Consider the following 553-nt stretch of genomic DNA (forward strand, 5'->3'; position numbering starts at 1 on the left):
GTCAGCGGTTCGATCCCGTTAACCTCCATATGAGCCGTTAGCTCAGTTGGTAGAGCATCTGACTTTTAATCAGAGGGTCACAGGTTCGAGCCCTGTACGGCTCATATTTTTGCGGGTGTGGCGGAATTGGCAGACGCACTAGATTTAGGATCTAGCGCCTTACGGCGTGGGGGTTCAAGTCCCTTCACCCGCATAATTTAAGTTTTACATGCCGGCTTAGCTCAGTTGGTAGAGCATCTGATTTGTAATCAGAGGGTCGAGGGTTCAAGTCCTTTAGCCGGCATCTTTAAACACGCGGAAATAGCTCAGTGGTAGAGCACCACCTTGCCAAGGTGGGGGTCGCGGGTTCGAACCCCGTTTTCCGCTTTGCCAAAGCAATCGCGCCGGGGTGGCGGAACTGGCAGACGCACAGGACTTAAAATCCTGCGGTGAGTGATCACCGTACCGGTTCGATTCCGGTCCTCGGCATTTTAAATATGCGCCCATAGCTCAACTGGATAGAGTGTTTGACTACGGATCAAAAGGTTAGGGGTTCGACTCCTCTTGGGCGCGT

At 52.6% G+C, this 553-nt stretch carries 6 tRNA genes; all 6 read left to right on the forward strand.

Annotated elements, in window-relative coordinates:
* Positions 1 to 31: 31 nt before the first annotated feature.
* Positions 32 to 104: transfer RNA gene (locus tag HMPREF2988_RS12020), tRNA-Lys, on the forward strand.
* 7 nt (positions 105 to 111) lie between these two features.
* A tRNA-Leu gene (locus HMPREF2988_RS12025) sits at positions 112 to 193 on the forward strand.
* Between the two features lie 17 nt (positions 194 to 210).
* A tRNA-Thr gene (locus tag HMPREF2988_RS12030) sits at positions 211 to 283 on the forward strand.
* An 11-nt stretch (positions 284 to 294) separates the two neighbouring features.
* Positions 295 to 366, forward strand: a tRNA-Gly gene (locus tag HMPREF2988_RS12035).
* A 16-nt stretch (positions 367 to 382) separates the two neighbouring features.
* Positions 383 to 468, forward strand: a tRNA-Leu gene (locus tag HMPREF2988_RS12040).
* Positions 469 to 478: 10 nt separating this feature from the next.
* Positions 479 to 552: transfer RNA gene (locus tag HMPREF2988_RS12045), tRNA-Arg, on the forward strand.
* Position 553 lies beyond the last annotated feature (1 nt).

The sequence above is a fragment of the Enterococcus sp. HMSC061C05 genome (genome assembly GCF_001814765.1).
In the GTDB taxonomy this organism is placed as follows: domain Bacteria; phylum Bacillota; class Bacilli; order Lactobacillales; family Enterococcaceae; genus Enterococcus_B; species Enterococcus_B lactis.